We start from the raw sequence: 17,443 nt of genomic DNA on the forward strand, positions 1-17,443 counted from the left end.
TCAGCGCACCCTGAACTCCCGTGTCCGAGCGCGGGAGTTGAACAGGTCGTCCTGTCGCTCCGGCGGCAGGTTGCCCAGCTGGATCAGATCGGGGGCGCCCGCGAAGGCGCGCTCCCGGTTGGCCGCGGTGGCCGTCCAGACCGCCTTCACGGTGCCCTGGACGGCCTCCGTCGGATACGAGGCGATGGTGGCGGCGCACCGCACGGCCGCCGCCAACACCCCGCCGGGCTCGGTCACTTCGGACACGAGCCCCACCTCGTACGCCCGCCGCGCCGACATCCGCTCCGCGGAGCCCATCAGGGCGAGCCGCGCCACCTCGCCGGGCGGCATCCGCTGGGCGAGGTGGATCGACTCGAAGGCGTTCACCATGCCGTACGTGGTGTGCGGGTCGAAGAACGTGGCGCCCTCGTCGGCGATCACGAACTCCGACTCGCCGATCAGGTAGAACGCCCCGCCGCACGCCATCCCGTTGACCGCGGCGATCACCGGTTTCCACAGGTCGTTGGCCTTCGGTCCGACCGCGGGCAGCGGATCGTCCGCCGAGTACGGGGAGCCGGGCTGCGGCACGTCCCAGCCGCGGTCGATTCCGGTGCAGAACGCCCGCTCGCCCGCCCCGGTCAGCACGACCGCCCGCACCGCGTCGTCGAAGCGGAACTCCCGCCACACCGCCCTGAGTTGCTCGACCGATGTCTGGTCGAGGGAGTTGTGGCGGTGCGGCCTGTCGAGGGTGACGGTGGCGACGCCCGTGCCCTTGTCGACCTCGGCGCGCACCGTCATGACCGCTCCAGCACCCAGCGCGGCACGGTCACCCCGTCGATGTCGGCGAACACCACCTGTACCCGTGCGCCGATCCTGATCCGGTCGGGGTCGACGGAGTTCAGCGGGGCGTCGGCGGAGGCGACGAGATTGCCGACGAGCCGGATCCGCGGCGCCTCCGCCAGTTCGACGACGATCGCGTTGTACGGGGCCTGGGCGGCGTAGGCCGGGAGCAGCGGCGGGTGTGGGATCACGTACGACCAGACCCGTCCGCGCCCGCTCATCCGGCGCCACTCGCTGTCGAAGGACTGGCAGTGCGGGCAGCAGGGCCGCGGCGGAAACCGCAGCTCACCGCAGTCCGGGGCGGCGCAGGCCTGGATGCGGAGTTCGCCGCGGGCGGCGTACTCCCAGAAGGGGGCGCCGTCGTCGTCGGGGGTGGGGGTGAGGAGTTGCGAAGTCGTCGTCGCGTCCGTCATGGGACCGTCCCTTCGGGTAGGCGGAATCAGGAACGCAGCAGCAGCGCGGACGTCGGGACGCCCTCGCCCGCCGTGACCAGGCACGTCTCCGCGTCCGGCACTTGCGCCGTGCTGACGCCCCGCAGCTGCTTCACGCCCTCGTTGATGAGGTTGAAGCCGTGGACGTACGCCTCCGAGAGGCCGCCGCCGCCCGTGTTGATGGGGAGCCGGCCGCCGATCTCGAGCGCGCCGCCCTCCGTGAACGCCGCGCCCTCGCCGCGTCCGCAGAACCCGTACCCCTCCAGGGAGAGCGGGATGAGCGGGGTGAACGCGTCGTAGATCTGGGCGACGTCGACGTCCTCGGGGGTGACGTCCGCGTGCTTCCACAGGTGGCGGGCGGCCGTCCACGCGGGGCCGGTGAGCGGGTCGTCGTTCCAGTAGTTGACCATGCCGTGGTGCTGCGCGGGCAGCCCCTGCGCCGCGGAGTGCACGTAGACCGGCTTCTGGCGGCAGTCGCGGGCGCGCTCGGCGGAGACGACGACGCAGGCGAGCGCGCCGTCCGTCTCCAGGCAGTTGTCGAAGAGGCAGAGCGGCTCGCTGATCCACCGCGAGGTCATGTAGCTGTCGCGCGTCATGGGGCGCTCGTACATCATCGCGGCCGGGTTCTGGTTGGCCCGGTTGCGGCAGGCGAGCGCGACGTTGAAGAGGTGGTCGCGGGTCGCGCCGTACTCGTGCATGTAGCGGCGGGCCAGCATGCCGATCTCGTCGGCCGGGCGGAGCAGCCCGTACGGGCGGGTCCACTGGGCGGGCGTGGGGAGCTGGACGGTGGTGTTCTTCCAGGGGCGGGGGCCCGAGCCGCGTTTCCTGGACCGCCAGGCGATGCCGACGCTCGCCTGCCCCGTGGCGATCGCGGAGGCGAGGTGGGCGACCGTCGCGCACGAACCGCCGCCCCCGTAGCCGACCTTGGAGAAGAAGGTGACGTCGCCCGCGCCGACGGCCTTGGCGACCTCGACCTCGTCCGTCTCCTCCATCGTGTACGAGGCGAAGGCGTCCACCTCGGAGGGGGATATCCCCGCGTCGTCGAGCGCGGCGACGATCGCCCGGCACGCCAACGTCTTCTCGGATTCCGGGAGTTGCTTCGCGAAGGCCGTCTGCCCGATGCCGACGATGGCCGTCGCGTCCTTGAGTCCCGCCATGGGCACCCCCAGTGCATGGATCCCGTCTACTGACAGCGCGTCAGGCTACAGCTAATCTGACGGATAGTCAGCTACGGCGTTGTGGGAGGTCGTTCGATGCGCACGGATGACGAGTGGGGAACGGTCCCGGAGCTCGTACGGGACGCCGCCGAACGGTACGGCGAGCGGGAGGCCGTCGTCGAGGGGCGCAGCCGGATCTCGTACACGGAACTCGGCGAACGCGTCGAGCGGGCCGCCGCCGCGTGCATGGCCGCCGGCGTCGAACCGGGCGACCGGGTCGCCGTCTGGGCGCCGAACACCCTGGACTGGATCGTCTCCGCGCTCGGCGCCGTCACCGCGGGCGCCGTCCTCGTACCGCTCAACACCCGCTTCAAGGGCGCCGAGGCCGCCGACATCCTCGCCCGCTCACGCGCCCGGCTGCTGTTCGTCACCGGCACCTTCCTCGGCACCTCGTACGTCGCCTCGCTGCGCCGCGCCCAGGAGGCGGGCGCCGAACTCCCCGCCCTGGAACAGGTGGTGGTGTTCGGGGACGGCGCCCCCGACGCCCCCGGCTACCGGGGCTGGAAGGAGTTCCTGGCCGCCGGCGACAAGATCACCGGCGCCGAGGTCCGCTCCCGCTCCACGACCGTCGACCCCACCGCGCCCTCGGACATCATCTTCACCTCCGGCACCACGGGACGCCCCAAGGGCGCCGTCATCACCCACGCCCAGACCCTGCGCGGCTACCGGATCTGGGCCGAGCTCGCGGGCCTGCGCGAGGGCGACCGCTATCTGATCGTGAACCCGTTCTTCCACACGTTCGGCTACAAGGCCGGGGTCCTCGCCTGCCTGATGCGCGGCGCCACGATGGTGCCGCAGCCCGTCTTCAACGTCGACACGGCCCTCGCCAACATCGCCTCCGAGCGCATCTCCGTCCTCCCGGGCCCGCCCACCCTCCACCAGTCGCTCCTCGACCACCCCTCGCGAGACGCCCACGACCTGTCGGCGCTCCGGCTCGTCGTGACCGGCGCCGCGGTCGTCCCGCTGCGCCTGGTGGAACGGCTGCGCGGCGAACTCGGCGTGGCCACCGTCCTCACCGCGTACGGGCTCTCCGAGGCCAGCGGCATCGCCACCATGTGCCGCCGCGGCGACCCGGCGGAGGTGATCGCCGAGACGTCGGGGCGCGCGATACCCGGCACGGAGGTGCGGGTCGACTCGGCGGGCCCCGGCGAACCGGGCGAGGTCCTGATCCGCGGATTCAACGTCATGCGCGAGTACTTCGAGGACCCCGACGCCACCGCGCAGACCATCACCGAGGACGGCTGGCTGCGCACCGGGGACGTCGGCGTGCTCGACGCGGCCGGCAATCTGCGGATCACCGACCGCATCAAGGACATGTTCATCGTCGGCGGCTTCAACGCCTACCCCGCCGAGATCGAGCAGCTCATCGGCCTGCACCCGGCGGTCGCCGACGTCGCCGTCGTCGGCGTCCCCGACGGCCGCCTCGGCGAGGTCGGCCGCGCCTACGTCGTCCGCAGGCCAGGCGCCGTCCTCACCGAGGACGACCTCATCGCCTGGTCGCGCCGCGAAATGGCGAACTACAAGGTGCCGCGCTCCGTGGAGTTCGTGACGGAACTCCCGCGCAACGCGAGCGGCAAGGTCGTCAAGGGCGAACTGCGCGCGGCGCGCCGCCCCTGACGACCCGCGCCACCGAGGTCAGCGGGCGACGAACTGCGTCAGGATCGCCTGCACCTCGTAGATGTCGACGCCCTTGGTGAACGTCTTCTCGATCGGCACCGCGTTCCCCGAGATCCAGATCTTCAGCTCGGCGTCCAGATCGAAGTGCCCGGCCGTCTCCACCGCGAAGTGCGAGATGCTGCGGTAAGGCACCGAGTGGTACTCGACCTTCTTGCCCGTCATCCCCTGCTTGTCGATGAGGATCATGCGCCGGTCCGTGAGCAGGATCGCGTCCCTGATCAACTGGTAGGCGCCGAATATCTGCTCACCCTGGCCGAGCAGCCGCGCGTAGTCCTGCGCGGCCTTGGCCGGGTCGATCGGATGAGCGTTGCCGAACAGTGCCATGCGGGTCCCCGTCCCTGTTCCCTGGTCCGTGCCGTGGGCCCCGTGGCCCAGGTCATCCGAAGAACGGACGCATCCGGACGAAGGTTCCCGTGCCCCGCCGGACGGGGAACACCCCCGGCCCGCACGGGGGCCGGTCAGATCCAGCCCCGCTCCTTGGCGAGCAGCCCCGCCTGGAAGCGGTTCGCCGCGCCCAGGCGCAGCATGATGTCGGAGATGTAGCGGCGGAACGTCCGCAGCGAGACGCCCATCTCGCGGGCCGCCGACTCGTCCTTGTCGGCGCGGGTCAACAGGTCCAGGACGCGGCGCTCCAGGTCGGAGAGCGGCGGCCCGGACGCGCTGTCCACGGCCTCGTCGGCGGGGAGTGCGCGCGCCGCCTCCCACACCTGCTCGAACCAGGCCACCGTGTTGGCCACCACCCCGGGCTGGCGGATGATCAGCGTCGCCCGCTGGTAGTCGTCCGGGTCGGCCGGGACCATGGTGACGCCCCGGTCCCAGATCACCATCCGCCGGATCGCCAGCTGCGTGCACCGCACCTCGCCGCCAAGCTCCGTGAGCTCGCGCAGATACGCCATGGTGGTGGCGTCGGCGAGCGCCTCGGGGCCGATCACCGTGCGCCAGCGGATGCCGCGCCGCAGCATCCGCAGATCTGACGGGCGGGCCTGCTGGATGTCCGCGTCGTCCCACGGCCCCGGCACCAGCGCCATCAGCTCCCGGAACGTGAAGAACGCCAGGTCGCCGAGACGGTCACGGACCGAGTCGAGGCCGTCGACCCGCTCGATCTCCCCCGCCGGGGCCTCCTCGACGCCGTGCCGGTGGTCCTCCGCCAGCGAGGAGATCACCGAACGGGCGGCCGTCACCTGATCGCTCTCCGCCTTCAACTCGCCGAGCCGCTGCTCGATCAGCCACTCCACCGCCACCGCGGGGTCCGACACCAGCACGGTCGCCCGATCGGACAGCCGGATCAGCTCCTTGGCCCGCAGGCCGTCGAGCCCCTCGTCGACCCGGTCCCGGTCCCAGCCGAGCGCGGCGCACGCGTCGCCCGCACCCCGCCCGGGCGATCTCAGAAAGTACCGGTACAACCGCAGCTGCTCGTCCGGAACCCCCAGCACCGACAGACTCATCAACGCCCCCCAGCGTGCGATCAGTTGACGGGCCCGATGGCAGCAAGCTGTCACACGGTGCCCTTTCTGACTGTAGAGCAACGGCGCGCGGTTGATCACTCTTGTCCCATGCCTCGACACACAGCGACCGCGGGCCACCGGCCCACCGCCCCCGTCCCTCCGCACGACGACGTCGTCCGACTCGCCGCCGTGAGCAAGATCTACGGTCGCGGGGCCGGGGCCGTCCGGGCGCTGCGCGGAGTCGACATCGGCATCGCGCGCGGCAGCTTCACCGCCGTCATGGGCCCCTCCGGTTCCGGCAAGAGCACCTTCCTGCACTGCGCCGCGGGGCTCGACCGGCCCACCGAGGGCACCGTGACCCTGGGCGGCACCGACCTGACGGCTCTGAACGAGACCGAGCTGACCCGGCTGCGCCGCGACCGGATCGGCTTCGTCTTCCAGGCCTTCAACCTGATGCCGTCCCTGACCGTCCTGCAGAACATCACGCTGCCGCTGCGGCTGGCCGGACGCCGCCCCGACCGTGACCACCTGGCCTCCGTCATCGCCCGCGTCGGCCTCACCGACCGCACCGGACACCGGCCCGGCGAACTCTCCGGCGGCCAGCAGCAGCGCGTCGCCATCGCCCGCGCCCTCGTCACCCGCCCCGACGTCGTCTTCGGCGACGAACCCACCGGCGCACTGGACACCATGACCGCGAAGCAGGTTCTCGGCCTGTTGCGCGAGACCGTCGACGACCTCGGCCAGACCGTCGTCATGGTCACGCACGACCCGGTGGCCGCCAGTTGCGCGGACACCGTCCTGTTCCTGGCCGACGGCGCGATCGTCGACACGATGGCCGCGCCGACCGCCGACCGCGTCGCCGACCGCATGAGCAGACTGGGAGCGTGGGCCTGATGTTCGCACTGGCCATCAGTACGCTGCGCGCCCGCAAGGGCGGCTTCGCGGGCGCGTTCGTCGCCCTGCTGTGCGCGGCCGCCCTGGTCACCGCCTGCGCCGCACTCCTGGAGACCGGACTACGCGGAAAGATCCCCACCGAGCGGTACGCCGGCACGTCGGTCCTCGTCACCGCCGACCAGAACGTGCACTTCACGAAGGTGAAGAAGGGCAAGACGAAGACCAAGTCGAAGCCGCTGACCGAGCGGGCCTGGATCGAAGCGGACCTCGCCGACCGACTGAAGGACGTCGAGGGCGTACGCGCCGTGGTGCCCGAACTGACCTTCCCGGCCCACGTGTTGAAACACGGCGCTGATGGCGGTGGTGCGTCGTGGGGCCATGCCTGGGACTCCGCCCGCCTGACCCCCTTCACCCTGCGCGCCGGACACGAGCCCCGCACAGGCGAGGTCGTCGTCGACGCCACCGCCGGTGCCCGCGTCGGCGACCAGGTCACCGTGCAGTCGACCGGCGCCCCCACCACGTACCGCGTCGCCGGGATCGCCGCCCCACGCGGCCGCGCCGCCCTGGAGCGGCAGTCCACCGTGTTCTTCGCCGCGGACGAGGCCCGCCGCCTGGCCGGACACCCCGGAAAGGTCGCCACCATCGGGCTGCTGACCGCGCCGGGCACCGACACCGCCGCCGTACGGGACCGCGTCACCAAGGCGCTGGCGGGCACCACGGCGCAGGTCAGGACCGGCGACGACCTGGGGCCCGCCGAATTCCTCGACGCCGGCAAGGCCCGCGTCAGCCTGATCAGCCTGGGCGCCGCGATGGGCGGCACGTCGCTCCTGGTCGCCCTGCTGGTCGTCACCGGCACCTTCGCGCTGTCCGTGCAGCAGCGCTCCCGCGAACTGGCGCTGCTGCGCGCCGTCGGCGCCACCCCGCGTCAGCTGCGCCGCATGGTCGGCCGCGAGGCGCTGCTGGTCGGCCTGCTGGCCGGGGTGCCGGGCGCGTTCGCAGGACTCGCCCTGGCCCGCTGGATGTACGGGCGGTTCGTCGCCGTGGGCGCCCTGCCCGACACCCTGCACCTGACGCTGAGCGCCTTCCCGCCGATCGTCGCGGTGCTCACCACGCTGCTGGCCGCCTTCGGCGCCGCCCGCGCCGCGGCCCGCCGCCCGGCCCGCGTCCGGCCGACCGAGGCGCTGGCCGAGTCGGCCGTCCCAGGGCGCCGCTTCAGCGTCGTGCGGCTGGTCGCGGGCGTGCTGGCCGCCGCCGGCTACGTGATCCTGGTGCTGGTCCTGTCGGGGCTGCGCACCGAGGCCGCCGCCACCCCCGTCACGTTCCTGACCGTCATCCTGGCCGCCGCCGCGATCGCCCTGCTCGGCCCGCAGCTGACCTGGTGCGTGGCCGCCGTCGTCGGCGGTGCCGTACGGCGCGTGTCACCGGCCGCCGGCTTCCTCGCCGACCGCAACTCCCGTGCGAACGCCCAACGGCTGGCCGCCGCCGTCACCCCGCTGAGCCTGGCCGTCGCGATGACGTCGACCATCCTGTTCACGCAGACCACCGCGAGCCATGCCGCCCGCGAACAGGTGCTGGCCGGCACCAGCGCCTCGTACGTGCTGTCCGCCGCGGGCCCCGGTGTGCCGAGCGCGGCGGCCGATGCGGTCCGCGAGGTGCCGGGCGTGACGGCGGCGACCGAGGTGATCCGCACCCAACTGCGCGCCGGTCAGGACAAGTTCGCGGCCCAGGGGGTCACTCCCGAGGGGCTGACCGCCACCATGGACCCGGCGGCCGTCTCCGGCTCGGTCTCCCGCCTGACCGCCCCCGGCACCGTCGCCGTGAGCGAACTGGCCGCCTCCACCAAGGGAGTCGACGTCGGCGACCGCCTGCCGCTGACCCTGGGCGACGGCACGAGGACCGCACCGCGCGTCGTCGCCGTGTACGCCCGCGGCCTCGGCTTCGGCGACGTCCTGCTGCCCTACGACACGGTGGCCGCCCACGTCGACGTACCGCTGGCGTCGTCGGTCCTGGTGGCGGGGGAGAAGGTCAGTGGATCCCAACTGCACGCGACCGTCGGCGACTTCAAGGCCGTCCGCGTACTGGACCGCGCGCAGGCCGACGCCGCGCAACGCGCACAGGAGGGCACCCAGGCCCAGGTCAACCTGGTGGCGATGGGCCTGATCATCGCGTTCACCGGCATCGCCGTCGTCAACACCCTGGTGATGGCGACGTCCGCCCGCCGCCGCGAACTGGCCATGCTGCGGCTGATCGGCACCACCGGCCGCCAGGTCAGGGCGATGCTCCGCTGGGAGACGCTGACGGTGGTCCTGCCGGCGGTGGCGCTGGGCACGGGCATCGCGTACGTCACGCTGAGCGCGTACAGCAGCGGCATGACGGGCACCTCCACCCCCTACGGCCCGCCGCCGACCTACCTGGCGATCGTCGCGGCCGCCGCCACCCTGGCCTTCGCCGCGACAGCCCTCCCGGCCCGCCTGGCCCTGCGCGCCGAGGCGGCCGGGGCGATGGGCGGCAGGGAGTAGAACCCCGCCCCGTACACGCGAGGGGCCCCGCACCACCACCGGTGCGGGGCCCCTCGGGCGTCGTGCGGAGCGACGTCAGAGCTTGTCGGGCGTGCGGATGCCGAGCAGGGCCATGCCCCGGTGCAGCGTGCGCGCCGTCAGGTCGCAGAGGAACAGGCGGTTCTCCACCTGCTCCGCCGAATCGGCCTTCAGGACGGGGCACTTGTCGTAGAACGACGTGTACAGCGACGCCAGCTGGTACAGGTACGCGGCCAGCTTGTGCGGCGCGTACTCGGCGGCGGCCTCGAAGACCGTGTCGCCGAACGCGTCCAGGTGCAGGCCGAGCGCCCGCTCCGCCGGAGCCAGCTCCAGCTCGGCGTGCGCGACCGGCTTCGCCTCGCCCGCCTTGCGCAGGATCGACTGGATACGGGCGTACGCGTACTGCAGGTACACCGACGTGTCGCCGTGCAGCGACACCATCTGGTCCAGGTCGAACTTGTAGTCGCGGTTCGGCGACGTCGACAGGTCCGCGTACTTCACGGCGCCGATGCCGACCTGCGCGGCCCGCTCCTGGATCTCGTCCTCGGTGAGGTCCCGCGCCTTCTCCCGCACGACCTCGGCGGCACGCTGCACCGCCTCGTCGAGCAGGTCCTCCAGGCGCACCGTCTCACCGGCACGCGTCTTGAACGGCTTGCCGTCCGCGCCGAGCACCGTGCCGTACGCCATGTTGTGCGCCGTCACGTCGTCCGACAGCCAGCCCGCGCGCCGCGCCGTCTCGAAGACCATCTTGAAGTGCAGCGACTGCCGCACGTCCACGACGTAGAGCAGCGACGTCGCGTCGAGGTCCTGCACACGGTTGCGGATCGCCGTCAGGTCGGACGCCGCGTAGCCGAAGCCGCCGTCCGCCTTCTGCACGATCAGCGGCACCGGCTGGTCGTCCTTGCCCTTGATGTCGTCGAAGAACACGACGAGCGCGCCCTCCGAGCGGACCGCGACGCCCATCTCCTCAAGGAGCCGGGCCGTCTCCGGCATGCCGTCGTTGTACGCCGACTCACCGACGATCTCGTCGTCCCGGATCTCCATGTCGAGCTTCTCGAAGACCGAGTAGAAGTACACCTTCGACTCGTCCACGAACCGCTGCCACAGCTCCAGGGTCTCCTTGTCGCCGGACTGCAGGGCGACGACCCGCTTGCGGGCCCGCTCCTTGAAGTCCTCGTCGGAGTCGAAGACCGCGCGCGACGCCTTGTAGATCCGGTTCAGCGTCGACATCGCCTGCTCGCCGTCGGCGTCCGTGCCGGCGCTCGGCAGCTCGTCCGGGTGCTCGATCACGTACTGGATGAGCATGCCGAACTGGGTGCCCCAGTCGCCGATGTGGTGCCGGCCGATCGTCTTCTCGCCGGTGAAGTCGAGCATGCCGCGCAGCGCGTCACCGATCACGGCGGACCGCAGGTGGCCGACGTGCATCTCCTTCGCCACGTTCGGCTGCGCGTAGTCGATCACCGTGACGCCCGGCGCGTCCTTCGTGGGCACGCCGAGGCGGTCGGTGTCGGCGGCGCGCGCCGCGAGCGTCTCGGTGATCGCCCGGTCGGAGACCGTCACGTTCAGGAAGCCGGGGCCGGAGACCTCGACGTCGGCGATCAGCTCGCCGTTCGTGATCTTCTCGACGACCTGCGTCGCCAGCTCCCGCGGGTTCGCCTTCGCCTTCTTGGCGAGGGCCAGGATCCCGTTGGCCTGGTAGTCGGCCCGGTCGCTTCGTCGCAGCAACGGGTCGCCGACGGTCTCCGGCAGGGCGGAGGCGATGGCGTCGGCGAGGCGTGCGTTGACGTTGGCGGTGATGGACTTGACCGGGGCCATGTAGGGGCTGCCGTTCTGGTCGGGGTGGCTGGGAATCACGGCCAGTATCCCAGAGCCGCGCGGTGAACCCGTAACGCGTTTTCGTTCCGCGAGGGGAAGCTGGGAGAATGGGGTGGGCAGAAGTGAAGCCCCACCCCCGATGCGCAGAGAAGGACAACCGATCGTGGCCCAGAGCACAGGCGCGGAGACCCAGGACTGGGTCTCCCGATACGCGGACGATGTCATCGCCGAGTCCGAGCGCCGTGCCCCCGGCAAACCGGTCGTCGTCGCCTCCGGCCTCTCGCCCTCGGGCCCGATCCACCTCGGCAACCTCCGCGAGGTCATGACCCCGCACCTGGTCGCCGACGAGATCCGCCGCCGCGGATACACCGTGCGGCACCTGATCTCCTGGGACGACTACGACCGCTACCGCAAGGTCCCGGCCGGCGTCCCCGGCACCGACGAGTCCTGGGCCGAGCACATCGGCAAGCCGCTCACCAGCGTCCCGGCCCCGGAGGGCTCCGCGTACCCGAACTGGGCGGAGCACTTCAAGGCCGCCATGACCTCGGCGCTCGCCGACCTCGGCGTCGAGTTCGACGGCATCAGCCAGACCGAGCAGTACACCTCGGGCGTCTACCGCGAGCAGATCCTGCACGCGATGAAGCACCGCGCCGACATCGACGCGATCCTCGAGCAGTACCGCACCAAGAAGGACCCCGGCAAGAAGCAGAAGGTCCAGCAGAAGAACCAGAAGCCGGTCGACGAGGCCGAGCTGGAGGCCGCCGAGGGCTCCGGCGCCGCGTCCGAGGACGACGGCAGCGGCGGCGCGGGCGGGTACTACCCGTACAAGCCGTTCTGCGGCCAGTGCGGCAAGGACCTCACCACCGTCACCTCGTACGACGACGACACGACCGAGCTGTCCTACACCTGCACTCTCGACGGCTTCACGGAGACGGTCCGCCTCTCCGAGTTCAACCGCGGCAAGCTGGTCTGGAAGGTCGACTGGCCGATGCGCTGGGCCTACGAAGGCGTGATCTTCGAGCCGTCCGGCGTCGACCACTCGTCCCCCGGCTCCTCGTTCCAGGTCGGCGGCCAGATCGTCGGCATCTTCGGCGGCAAGCAGCCCATCGGCCCGATGTACGCCTTCGTCGGCATCTCCGGCATGGCCAAGATGTCCTCGTCGAAGGGCGGCGTCCCGACCCCCGGCGACGCCCTCCAGATCATGGAGCCCCAGCTGCTGCGCTGGCTGTACGCCCGCCGCAAGCCCAACCAGTCGTTCAAGATCGCCTTCGACCAGGAGATCCAGCGGCTCTACGACGAGTGGGACAAGCTCAACGCGAAGGTCGCCGACGGCACCGTGCTGCCCGCCGACGCCGCCGCCCACAGCCGCGCCATCGGCGTCGCCGGACGCGAGCTGCCCCGCACCCCGCGCCCGCTGCCGTACCGCACGCTCGCCTCCGTCGCCGACGTCACCGCCGGGGACGAGGAGCAGACCCAGCGGATCCTCTCCGAGCTCGACCCGGAGAACCCCGTCACGGACCTGGACACCGTCCGCCCCCGGCTCGACAAGGCCGAGGCGTGGATCACCAAGTACGTGCCCGCCGAGTCCCGCACCATCGTGCGCACCGAGCCCGACACCGAGGCGCTCGCCGCGCTCGACGAGCGGGACCGCGAGTCCATCCGCCTCCTCCTGGAGGGCCTGGACGAGCACTGGTCCCTCGACGGCCTGACCCACCACGTGTACGGCGTTCCGAAGGTGCAGGCCGGCTACCCGGCCGACGCCACCGCCAAGGAACTCCCCGCCGAGATCAAGACGGCGCAGCGCTCCTTCTTCGCGCTGCTCTACCACCTGCTCGTCGGCCGTGACACCGGGCCGCGGCTGCCCACGCTGCTGCTCGCCGTCGGCGCGGACCGCGTCCGCAAGCTGCTCGGCGCGTAACCGCACACGACGAAGGGGCGGCACCGCACGGTGCCGCCCCTTCGCGCTGTCCGGCTACGCGTAGTCGCCCATCAGGTCCTGGTCGAAGCGGACCGCGAACTGGCCCAGGTACCGCTCCGCGTCCTCCCGCGACAGCCGGTGCCCGTACTGGGCCTCCACGTTCGTCGCGAACGCCTGCGGCGTCGGCAGCTCACCGTCTATCGAACTGCGGAACACCTGGTACAGGTCGTCGTCCGACGGCTCGGCCGGGCCGGCCTCCGGGACGCCGTCACCCAGGGGGCGCGTGCCGCCCGCGCCGTTGGGAACCGGGAAGTCGGGCTCGGGAACCGGCTCCGGCAGCGGCTCAGGCTCGGGCCGGGGCTGCGGCTCTGCCTGGAGCTGCGGCTCGTAGTCCGGCTGCGGGTGCGGCTTCGGGCGGGCCGTCTCCTGCTCGGGACCGCGCGGCGGCGGCACCGGCATCCGCCGCGCCTGCCCCCGCACCTCCGGATCGAAGTTCGGGTCGTAGTCGCCGTGGTACTCCTTCGGCCGCGGCTCAGCGAACCACTGGCTCGGCGCCTCCGCCACCGGCTCGGGAACCGGCGCGACCGACCCCTGCTCCAGCTCCCGCGCCGGCACCCGCGGCGCGGGCGGCAGCAGCGGCGCCTCGATCCCCGCCGCCGCGAGCCCCTCCGGCGCCGTCTGCGCCAGCGGCACCCCGTACCGCGCCAGCCGCAGCGGCATCAGCGACTCCACCGGAGCCTTCCGCCGCCACTGCCGGCCGAACCGCGAACGCAGCCGCGCCTGGTAGACGAGCCGCTCCTGCTCCAGCTTGATCACCTCGTCGTACGACCGCAGCTCCCACAGCTTCATCCGCCGCCACAGCAGAAACGTCGGCACCGGCGACAGCAGCCACCGCGTGATCCGCACGCCCTCCATGTGCTTGTCCGCCGTGATGTCCGCGATCCGCCCGATCGCGTGCCGCGCGGCCTCCACGGCGACCACGAACAGCACCGGGATCACCGCGTGCATCCCGACACCCAGCGGATCGGGCCACGCCGCGGCGCCGTTGAACGCGATCGTCGCCGCCGTCAGCAGCCACGCCGTCTGCCGCAGCAGCGGGAACGGGATCCGGATCCACGTCAGCAGCAGATCCAGGGCGAGCAGCACACAGATACCGGCGTCGATACCGATCGGGAACACATAACTGAAGTTCCCGAAGCCCTTCTTCAGGGCCAACTCCCGCACGGCGGCGTACGAACCCGCGAAACCGATGGCCGCGATGACCACCGCACCCGCGATGACCACGCCCACGAGTATCCGGTGCGTCCGTGTCAGCTTCAGTGGCGCGGCCACTCCAGTTCCCCTCCCAGTTCCGGCTGTTGCCGCAACAGAGTGGCACACCCGTACGGACGGCCGGGTGCCGGTACGCGCGGAAGCCCGGCCCCCACCGAGGGGACCGGGCTTCCGACGGGAACGTCAGCGGGCCGCGCTCACGCGCCCTTCTTCGACTCCTTGGACTCCGACGCGGAGGCCGACGGCTTCGCCGAACCCTTGGCGTCGCCGCCCTTCGAGGACTCGATGACCTTGGCCACCGCCTCCTTCGCCGCCTTCTGCGCGTCCTTCTTCAGGTCGCCCGCGTCCGGCGTCGCCTCGCCCGCGAGACCCGAACCGTTGTAGTCGACCGTCACCACGACGTTGTCCACGCGCGACACGATGGTCTGCTGCCGGGACGTGACGTCGTCCTTCTTGTCCTTGTACTTCCGGTCGTAGCTGATCAGCGTCGCCGCGTCGCCCGTCTTGGAGACCGGCTCCGTCTTGAGCTTCTTCGCGTCCTTGGTCGCCTTGGCGTCCTCGATCTGCTTCGCGTAGTAGTCCGCGGCCAGCTTGTCGCCGCTGCCCCGGTTCACATCCGAGTCGAAACGGACCAACGAGACATTCAGCCAGCGGAACTGCGAGCCCTTCACGCCGTTGTTGTCCAGGCTGGACCACGAGCAGCTCGCACGCGTCGACTCGTCGTCGGACGCCCCGGCCTTGCTCTCGCCCTTCGGGACCAGGTCCTTCAGCGTGCTCTTCGAGAACGCGTCGCAGGCCTGCGGCAGCTCCTTGTACGTCGCGGGCGCGACCTTCTTCGCCTTGGCGCCCGAGGTCGAGGCCGAGGCCTTCGCCTGCGAGTCGTCCTTCGCGCTGTCGGAACCGGAACCGGACGAGCATCCGGCTACGACGAGAACCGCCGGCACGGCGGCCGCGCAGACAAGGGTGCGGGTAAGTCGCTTGGTCGGACGGTGCATGGTTCCTTCACTAGAACGCTGACAGGGCCACGGCCCCGACACGTGAGGGACATTCGACCTTCACGAGTGGGGTCCGATGGGTCACCGTACGCCGAAGCCGACGCGTCCGTCTCGCCTTCACCATGCCCGCCGACCGGGCCCGAATGCCCCTAATCGCCGAACTTGCCGACCAGATTCCCGGCCAGATTCCGCGCTGTGTCCTGCATTTCCTTGCTGTCCGGGACCTTCGCCCCGGCCGCCGACTGCACCTCGTACCGGACGGTCACCAACACGTTCGACGTGCGGAACGCCACAGTCACCAGGCGGTGCCGGGCACTCGTCGGACCCGCCAGCACGTCGTCCACGAACGCCTCGTCGCCCAGGTCGTCGAGCAGCCGCGGCTGAAGATCCACCGGGGTCCCGGACGGCGAACCACTGGGGGAGTCCGACGCGTCGCCCGACGCCTCGTCCGAGGGGGAGTCGGACGGCTTCTTCGACGCCTCGGAGGCCGACGGGGAGTCGGGCGCCGACGCCTCCTCGGAAGCCGAGGCGTCCGCCTCCGAAGCCGCCGGCTCCGGCAGATGCGCCGCGTCCACCTTCGACGCGAACACCGCCGCCGCACGGTCCTCGTCGCTCACCGACGTGTCGTACGACACCACCCGCTCGAAATCCAGGCTCAAACGATGCGTGCCACCACGCGCCGAATCGTCCTTCCAGCGGCACCCGACCCGCCGGTCCGTGTCGAACGTGACCGTGGCCACACCCTCGTACGCCCGCTCCCGCTGCTCCTCGTCCGGGAGCTTCGCGATACCGGGCAGCATCTCGTCCAGCGTGTCCTGGCCCGGCTGGCCGCAGGGCTCGGGCAGCGTCCGGTACTTGCCGGGCTCCGCGGTCGACGCGGTCGCGCTCGGCTCACCGGGCTTCGAGTCGTCGGCGCCGCCGTTGTCGTCCGGGCCACTGGTGCAGCCGGCGAGCAGCGCCGCGAGGAGCGCGGCGACACCCGGCAGATACGCGTACGACTTCCGCTGCACCCTGGGGCTCCTCTCGGCGTCCTGCGCCTGGTTAATCGGTTGCCGCGACGGGGCGGCCAGTGGGCACTATGTGTATCGCACACGCCGCCGTGGACGCCGTTCCGGCATCCGATTTGCCGCCCTGGCGCCGGTATTTGCGCTACATCCACTTCACTTGTTTCCACCCTTACGAACCAACTCATCCGATCCTCGGGGGATTTCATGTCATACGTAGAGGTTCCGAGCGCCAAGGTCCCGATCCGCATGTGGACCGATCCGGCCACGGTCGACCCGGGCGCGATGCAGCAGCTCCACAACGTGTCGACGCTGCCCTGGATCAAGGGCCTCGCCGTCATGCCCGACGTCCACTACGGAAAGGGCGCCACGGTCGGCTCGGTGATCGCGATGCAGGGTGCGGTGTGCCCGGCGGCGGTCGGCGTGGACATCGGCTGCGGCATGAGCGCGGTCAAGACCTCCCTGACGGCGAACGACCTCCCGGGCGACCTGTCGCGGCTGCGGTCGAAGATCGAGCAGGCGATCCCGGTGGGTCGCGGCATGCACGACGAGCCGGTGGACCCGGGTCGGCTGCACGGCTTCGGCACGGCGGGGTGGGACGACTTCTGGGGGCGGTTCGGCGGGGTCGCGGACGCGGTGAAGTTCCGGGAGGAGCGGGCCACGAAGCAGATGGGAACGCTCGGCTCCGGGAATCACTTTGTCGAGCTTTGTGTTGATATGTCCGATTCGGTCTGGCTCATGCTGCACTCCGGTTCCCGGAACATCGGCAAGGAACTGGCGGACCATCACATCGGCGTCGCGCAGGGCCTGTCGCACAACCAGAACCTCGTCGACCGCGACCTCGCCGTGTTCATCGCGGAGACCCCGCAGATGGCGGCGTACCGCAACGACCTGTTCTGGGCGCAGGAGTACGCCAAGTACAACCGCTCGATCATGATGGCGCTCTTCAAGGACGTGATCCGCAAGGAGTTCAAGAAGGCGAAGCCGACGTTCGAGCCGGAGATCAGCGCGCACCACAACTACGTGAGCGAGGAGCGCTACGAGGGCATGGACCTGCTGGTCACCCGCAAGGGGGCCATCCGCGCGGGCTCCGGCGAGTACGGGATCATCCCCGGCTCCATGGGCACGGGCTCGTACATCGTGAAGGGCCTCGGCAACGCGGCGTCCTTCAACTCCGCGTCGCACGGCGCGGGCCGGAAGATGAGCCGGAACGCCGCGAAGAAGCGGTTCTCGACGCGCGACCTGGAGGAGCAGACGCGGGGCGTCGAGTGCCGCAAGGACTCCGGCGTCGTGGACGAGATCCCGGGCGCGTACAAGCCGATCGAGCAGGTCATCGATCAGCAGCGGGACCTGGTGGAGGTCGTGGCCAAGCTCAAGCAGGTCGTCTGCGTGAAGGGCTGACCCGGTCGGGCCGCGCGT

14 protein-coding genes are annotated in these 17,443 nt (G+C 71.2%); 5 read left to right on the forward strand and 9 right to left on the reverse strand.

Features of this window, described 5'->3' with window-relative positions; all coding sequences use genetic code 11:
* Genes ACTWJ8_RS22310 through ACTWJ8_RS22320 form a run of 3 tightly spaced genes read right to left on the reverse strand, consistent with a single transcriptional unit; the run spans nt 1 to nt 2,407 of the window.
* Nucleotides 1-777: an enoyl-CoA hydratase/isomerase family protein gene (locus ACTWJ8_RS22310; RefSeq protein WP_443260109.1), complete on the reverse strand. Its 777-nt coding sequence runs from the start codon at nt 775-777 to the stop codon at nt 1-3.
* Complete coding sequence (locus tag ACTWJ8_RS22315) at nt 774-1,232, reverse strand: Zn-ribbon domain-containing OB-fold protein (protein WP_356375284.1); 459 nt, start codon at nt 1,230-1,232, stop codon at nt 774-776. Before ACTWJ8_RS22315 ends, ACTWJ8_RS22310 begins: the two co-directional genes overlap by 4 nt.
* A 26-nt stretch (nt 1,233-1,258) precedes the next feature.
* Complete coding sequence (locus ACTWJ8_RS22320; protein WP_356375281.1) at nt 1,259-2,407, reverse strand: lipid-transfer protein; 1,149 nt, start codon at nt 2,405-2,407, stop codon at nt 1,259-1,261.
* A gap of 96 nt (nt 2,408-2,503) precedes the next feature.
* Here ACTWJ8_RS22320 and ACTWJ8_RS22325 point away from each other — a divergent pair, with 96 nt between their 5' ends.
* Nucleotides 2,504-4,084, forward strand: coding sequence for a FadD3 family acyl-CoA ligase (locus tag ACTWJ8_RS22325; protein WP_356375279.1), 1,581 nt, complete (start codon nt 2,504-2,506; stop codon nt 4,082-4,084).
* A gap of 18 nt (nt 4,085-4,102) precedes the next feature.
* Here the strand turns inward: ACTWJ8_RS22325 and ACTWJ8_RS22330 are convergent, their stop codons facing one another.
* Both ACTWJ8_RS22330 and ACTWJ8_RS22335 read right to left on the reverse strand, forming a co-directional pair.
* Complete coding sequence (locus ACTWJ8_RS22330; RefSeq protein WP_356375276.1) at nt 4,103-4,468, reverse strand: PH domain-containing protein; 366 nt, start codon at nt 4,466-4,468, stop codon at nt 4,103-4,105.
* 134 nt (nt 4,469-4,602) lie between these two features.
* On the reverse strand, nt 4,603-5,589 hold the full coding sequence (locus ACTWJ8_RS22335; protein WP_443260110.1) for a helix-turn-helix transcriptional regulator: 987 nt from the start codon (nt 5,587-5,589) through the stop codon (nt 4,603-4,605).
* A 108-nt stretch (nt 5,590-5,697) separates the two neighbouring features.
* On the opposite strand from ACTWJ8_RS22335, the gene ACTWJ8_RS22340 reads away from it, so the two are divergent.
* Nucleotides 5,698-6,483, forward strand: coding sequence for an ABC transporter ATP-binding protein (locus ACTWJ8_RS22340; RefSeq protein ID WP_443260111.1), 786 nt, complete (start codon nt 5,698-5,700; stop codon nt 6,481-6,483).
* The gene (locus ACTWJ8_RS22345) at nt 6,483-9,002 is read left to right on the forward strand and encodes an ABC transporter permease (protein WP_443260112.1); all 2,520 of its coding nucleotides are present in this window, start codon (nt 6,483-6,485) and stop codon (nt 9,000-9,002) included. Before ACTWJ8_RS22340 ends, ACTWJ8_RS22345 begins: the two co-directional genes overlap by 1 nt.
* A 75-nt stretch (nt 9,003-9,077) precedes the next feature.
* Here ACTWJ8_RS22345 and argS read toward each other — a convergent pair whose 3' ends face one another.
* The gene (argS, locus tag ACTWJ8_RS22350) at nt 9,078-10,835 is read right to left on the reverse strand and encodes an arginine--tRNA ligase (RefSeq protein ID WP_356375956.1); all 1,758 of its coding nucleotides are present in this window, start codon (nt 10,833-10,835) and stop codon (nt 9,078-9,080) included.
* 139 nt (nt 10,836-10,974) lie between these two features.
* Here argS and lysS point away from each other — a divergent pair, with 139 nt between their 5' ends.
* Complete coding sequence (lysS, locus tag ACTWJ8_RS22355; protein WP_356375264.1) at nt 10,975-12,753, forward strand: lysine--tRNA ligase; 1,779 nt, start codon at nt 10,975-10,977, stop codon at nt 12,751-12,753.
* A 54-nt stretch (nt 12,754-12,807) separates the two neighbouring features.
* Here lysS and ACTWJ8_RS22360 read toward each other — a convergent pair whose 3' ends face one another.
* From ACTWJ8_RS22360 to ACTWJ8_RS22370, 3 genes are all read right to left on the reverse strand, one after another.
* Nucleotides 12,808-14,085: a DUF2637 domain-containing protein gene (locus ACTWJ8_RS22360; RefSeq protein ID WP_356375261.1), complete on the reverse strand. Its 1,278-nt coding sequence runs from the start codon at nt 14,083-14,085 to the stop codon at nt 12,808-12,810.
* Nucleotides 14,086-14,222: 137 nt separating this feature from the next.
* The gene (locus ACTWJ8_RS22365) at nt 14,223-15,020 is read right to left on the reverse strand and encodes a DUF3558 family protein (RefSeq protein ID WP_356375258.1); all 798 of its coding nucleotides are present in this window, start codon (nt 15,018-15,020) and stop codon (nt 14,223-14,225) included.
* A gap of 149 nt (nt 15,021-15,169) precedes the next feature.
* Nucleotides 15,170-16,030: a DUF3558 domain-containing protein gene (locus ACTWJ8_RS22370; RefSeq protein ID WP_443260113.1), complete on the reverse strand. Its 861-nt coding sequence runs from the start codon at nt 16,028-16,030 to the stop codon at nt 15,170-15,172.
* A gap of 201 nt (nt 16,031-16,231) precedes the next feature.
* Here ACTWJ8_RS22370 and ACTWJ8_RS22375 point away from each other — a divergent pair, with 201 nt between their 5' ends.
* On the forward strand, nt 16,232-17,425 hold the full coding sequence (locus tag ACTWJ8_RS22375) for an RtcB family protein (protein WP_443260114.1): 1,194 nt from the start codon (nt 16,232-16,234) through the stop codon (nt 17,423-17,425).
* The last annotated feature ends 18 nt before the right edge of the window (nt 17,426-17,443 follow it).

The sequence above is a fragment of the Streptomyces sp. SDT5-1 genome (assembly GCF_052245995.1).
Taxonomy (GTDB): Bacteria; Actinomycetota; Actinomycetes; order Streptomycetales; family Streptomycetaceae; genus Streptomyces.

What these genes read in the sequence shown, in the direction of transcription:
- ACTWJ8_RS22335 (WP_443260110.1), bottom strand. Translation starts at nt 5,589, where the DNA reads ATGAGTCTGTCGGTGCTGGGGGTTCCGGACGAGCAGCTGCGGTTGTAC.
- ACTWJ8_RS22340 (WP_443260111.1), top strand. Translation starts at nt 5,698, where the DNA reads ATGCCTCGACACACAGCGACCGCGGGCCACCGGCCCACCGCCCCCGTC.
- lysS (WP_356375264.1), top strand. Translation starts at nt 10,975, where the DNA reads ATGCGCAGAGAAGGACAACCGATCGTGGCCCAGAGCACAGGCGCGGAG.
- ACTWJ8_RS22375 (WP_443260114.1), top strand. Translation starts at nt 16,232, where the DNA reads ATGTCATACGTAGAGGTTCCGAGCGCCAAGGTCCCGATCCGCATGTGG.
- ACTWJ8_RS22365 (WP_356375258.1), bottom strand. Translation starts at nt 15,020, where the DNA reads ATGCACCGTCCGACCAAGCGACTTACCCGCACCCTTGTCTGCGCGGCC.
- ACTWJ8_RS22345 (WP_443260112.1), top strand. Translation starts at nt 6,483, where the DNA reads ATGTTCGCACTGGCCATCAGTACGCTGCGCGCCCGCAAGGGCGGCTTC.
- ACTWJ8_RS22310 (WP_443260109.1), bottom strand. Translation starts at nt 777, where the DNA reads ATGACGGTGCGCGCCGAGGTCGACAAGGGCACGGGCGTCGCCACCGTC.
- ACTWJ8_RS22315 (WP_356375284.1), bottom strand. Translation starts at nt 1,232, where the DNA reads ATGACGGACGCGACGACGACTTCGCAACTCCTCACCCCCACCCCCGAC.
- ACTWJ8_RS22325 (WP_356375279.1), top strand. Translation starts at nt 2,504, where the DNA reads ATGCGCACGGATGACGAGTGGGGAACGGTCCCGGAGCTCGTACGGGAC.
- ACTWJ8_RS22320 (WP_356375281.1), bottom strand. Translation starts at nt 2,407, where the DNA reads ATGGCGGGACTCAAGGACGCGACGGCCATCGTCGGCATCGGGCAGACG.
- ACTWJ8_RS22330 (WP_356375276.1), bottom strand. Translation starts at nt 4,468, where the DNA reads ATGGCACTGTTCGGCAACGCTCATCCGATCGACCCGGCCAAGGCCGCG.
- argS (WP_356375956.1), bottom strand. Translation starts at nt 10,835, where the DNA reads ATGGCCCCGGTCAAGTCCATCACCGCCAACGTCAACGCACGCCTCGCC.